Origin of the sequence: Shimia sp., from assembly GCF_041624275.1 — a bacterium.
Classification (GTDB): Bacteria; Pseudomonadota; Alphaproteobacteria; order Rhodobacterales; family Rhodobacteraceae; genus Shimia.
This window is the reverse complement of sequence record NZ_JBFJVE010000236.1, coordinates 1-3,754: the sequence shown is the minus strand read 5'-3', so window position 1 is coordinate 3,754 and position 3,754 is coordinate 1. Positions and strand designations below refer to the sequence as shown.

At 66.6% G+C, this 3,754-nt stretch carries 3 protein-coding genes and 1 pseudogene; all 4 read left to right on the top strand.

What is annotated here, in order from left to right; all coding sequences use genetic code 11:
- A pseudogene (locus ABZD10_RS14245) lies at positions 1-571 on the top strand (3-oxoadipyl-CoA thiolase); the annotation flags it as partial.
- Between the two features lie 97 nt (positions 572-668).
- Positions 669-1,454 (top strand): esterase/lipase family protein, encoded by a 786-nt coding sequence (locus tag ABZD10_RS14240; protein ID WP_372887478.1) that lies wholly within the window; start codon positions 669-671, stop codon positions 1,452-1,454.
- Positions 1,455-1,712: 258 nt separating this feature from the next.
- On the top strand, positions 1,713-2,156 hold the full coding sequence (locus tag ABZD10_RS14235) for a phasin family protein (protein WP_372887476.1): 444 nt from the start codon (positions 1,713-1,715) through the stop codon (positions 2,154-2,156).
- 152 nt (positions 2,157-2,308) lie between these two features.
- On the top strand, positions 2,309-3,754 hold a 1,446-nt coding region (locus tag ABZD10_RS14230), incomplete at its 3' end, for a wax ester/triacylglycerol synthase family O-acyltransferase (RefSeq protein ID WP_372887474.1).

The following is a 3,754-nucleotide window of genomic DNA, read 5'->3' as shown; positions in this document are numbered from 1 at the left end:
GCGCAGGGGGGCGCCCATCAGCGTCACGCAGGACGAGCACCCGCGCCCCGGGACCACGGCCGAGGCGCTGGCCGGGCTGCGGGCGCCGTTTCGCAGCGGCGGCACGGTGACGGCGGGCAATTCCTCGGGGGTCAACGACGGTGCGGCGGCGCTGGTCGTGGCCTCGGAAAGGGCGGCGGCGGCCCATGGGCTGACCCCGATCGCCCGTGTTCTCGGCGGCGCGGCGGCCGGTGTCGCCCCCCGCATCATGGGCATCGGCCCGGCCCCCGCCTCGCGCCGGCTGATGGCGCGGCTCGGGCTCGGGATCGGAGATTTTGACGTCATCGAGCTGAACGAGGCCTTTGCCGCCCAGGGTCTGGCGGTGCTGCGCGATCTCGGGCTGGCGGATGACGACCCCCGGGTCAACCCCAACGGCGGCGCGATCGCCCTTGGCCACCCGCTGGGCATGTCGGGGGCCCGCATCACCGGCTCGGCGGCGCTTGAGCTGCGCGACACCGGCGGCAGGCGGTCGCTGTCGACCATGTGCATCGGGGTCGGGCAGGGCATCGCCATTGCCCTGGAACGGGCATGAGCGATCACCGTGGCCGGGGCACGTCTGCGGGCGGCCGCACCGCTGCGGAAATCTTGAAAGGCGGAGCCGGTTCCGCCCCTTTGGAGGAGGTCACCCCATGAAAGCTAACCCAGACGCGGCCCAGGCGCCGTCTCCGTTCCTCTTGGCGGCGGAATGGCGCGCCTTGGCGGAATTCGGCGCCTTCAGCCTGTCGTTGCCCTTTCTCGACCGTCTGCCGCGCGGCGACGGGCGGCCGGTGCTGGTGATCCCGGGCCTGTCGGCCGGCGACATGTCGACGCTGCCGATGCGACTGTTCCTGAAAAATCGGGGCTACACGGTCTATGGCTGGGCGCTGGGGCCCAACCAGGGGTTTCGCCCGGGGCTGAAGGAGCTGAAGCAGGAGCGGCTGCGCGAGATCCACGCGACCCACGGCCAGAAGGTCAGCCTGATCGGCTGGAGCCTGGGCGGGATCTACGCCCGGCAACTGGCCAAGGCGATGCCCGAGATGGTGCGCGACGTGATCACGCTGGGCAGCCCGTTCAAGGGCCACCCGAGATCGTCCAATGCCTGGCGCCTGTACGAGGCGCTGGCCGGCCACAGCGTGGACGAGGTGCGCGAGACCGAGGACATCGCCACTGCGCCGCAGGTGCCGACGACCTCGATCTTCAGCCGCACCGATGGCGTGGTCGCCTGGGAATGCTGCATCGAGACCGAGGGGCCGCAGTGCGAAAACGTCGGCCTCGAAAGCAGCCACTGCGGGCTTGGCCACAACCCGCTGGCGCTGGCCGTGATCGCCGACAGGCTGGCCCAGAAGGAAGGCGGATGGCGCCCCTTCGACCCCAAGCCGCCGGTCATGCGGGCCCTGTTCTCGGATCTTCACGCCCCCGAACCGACCGCCCATTGAGGCTTTCGCGCCAGAGCGCGAATCACCGCAGGCCCCGGAGACAATCTCCGGGGCCTGCTTGTTCCGCATCCCGAAAGATGTTGTTCCGCATCCCGAAAGATGACCCGGTTCTGGCCGTTTCAGCCCGTAAAAAGCAGGCGGAATCCCAATAAATCATTGGCTTCCGAGTATCGTGGAAATATATTTCGCATAGCGGCAAAATAGATGCGCCGAAGAGCGGGCACCTGTTATTTGCTGGCGCAAAGAAGGAGAGTTTCGATGACCACCAAGACCAAGACCCCGGCCGAGGCCGTCAGCCCGGCACCGGCCGAACCCAGCGGAGCGAGCAAGGTGAATGCCTGGGCCAAGGATGCCGGGGAAAAGCTGCGCGACGCGGCGGCCAAGGCGACGAAGGATTTCAAGACCGCCGGGAACATCGCCATCGAGGGCGAGGTTCAGCACAACACCCGCCTGCTGCAACTGGCCGGTGACCTGCTGAATGCGCGGTCTTCGGCGACCCTGTCGATCCTGCAGCAATCGGACTTCAAGCAGGCCGGCGAGATCGAGCAGGATTTCCTGAAATCCGCCGCCGAGACCCTGAGCACCGGGATCCGCGAGTTGAACGATATCCGCATGGCGACCCTGCGCGATGCCTCCAAGGCCTATTCGGACCGGGCGCATGCGGCCATCGACCAGCTGTCGACGATCGGCAGCAAGAGCTGATCCGCGAGACCCCGCCGGCGGCCTGTGGCCGCCGGCCCTGCACTCCGGTCAAAGCCCTCGGGTCTCGGGGCCGCCGACATGATTGCCAAGCACCGGCACAGCACCGGCACAACACCGGCACAGCGCCGATCCGCCGAAGAACGAGGAACATTATGGCCCATCTTTCGACCATGGACGCGACCTTCCTGTATTACGAGACCCCCGAGACCCCGATGCATGTGGCCGGGCTGGCGATTTTCAAGCCGCGCGCCGATTATCAGGGCAACATCTTTCATGATTACCGCAAGTTCATTGCCGACAGGGTTCATCTGATCAGCTATCTGCACAAGCGTCTCAGCACCTCGGCCTTCGCGCCCTTCGATCCGATCTGGATCGAGGAAAGCGACCTGGACTGGGATTATCACATCCGCCACAACGCGCTGCCGCGGCCGGGCAACCGCAGGCAGCTCAACGAGCTGGTCGAACGGCTGCATGCGGTGCCGCTGGATCGCAACCGCCCGCTGTGGCAGTTCTACGTCATCGAGGGGCTCGAGGACGGTGGGTTCGCGCTTTATACCAAGACCCATCATGCCTGTCTTGATGGCGGCGCGGGCATCATCACGATGAACATCCTCTATGACCAGTCCCCGGAACCCAGCGAGATCGAGCCGCCGAAACTGGGCGGCCAGCCGCACCATCAGGAACCGGACTGGGCGCAGCATCTGAGGGAATCCTATTCCCACCTGCTGCACCAGCAGATCTCGATGCTGGAATCGGCGCCGCAGACGCTGAAGACGATGGAGCAGATGGCGCGCAAGGTGCTTGACGACGTCGTGCACCCCAAGGCGCCGACCACCGCGCCGCACACGCCGATCAACGTCAGCATCGGCCGCGAAAGAAGTTTCGCGACGCTGAACCTGCCGCTGCAGGAGATCAAGAGCCTCGGGGCGTCAGTCGGGGCCAAGATCAACGACGTGGTGATGATGCTGGCCGGCGGGGCGCTGCGCCGCTATCTCGAACGGCTGGGCGAATTGCCGGCCGAGCCGCTGATCGGCGGCATCCCGGCCTCGCTGCGCAAGGCCGGGGATCTCAAGATGAACAACCAGGTGGTGCTGATGCTGGCCAGCCTGGCGACCGACCACCCCGATCCGCTGGATCGCCTTGCGGCGGTGCAGGGGGCGATGGCCGAGGCCAAGGACCGGCTGTCGCTGGTCAGGGACGTCATCCACCTTGAATACAGCTATATCGGGGCGCCGCAGGTGCTTCAGGGCTGGACGCAGTTCCTGTCGGCGACCCGGGCCGCCGACCGCCTGCCGCCGCCGATGAACGTGATCGTGTCGAACGTGCCCGGTTCGCCGCGCCCCTGGTACCTGCTGGGCCACGAGATGAAGAACTATTACCCGGTGTCGATCCCGAACAACGGTGTCGGGCTCAACATCACCGCGCAAAGCTATATGGAAACGCTGGATTTCGGCATCGTTTCGGGCAAGGCCGCGGTGGCCGAAACCGATACGGTCGCCGATCTGATCGAGGAGGAATACCAGGCCTTCCGCGCGGCGGTCGCCAGGCGGCTGGCCGCCGAGAAACCGGCCCCGGCCAAGACAGCGGCCAAGAAAGCG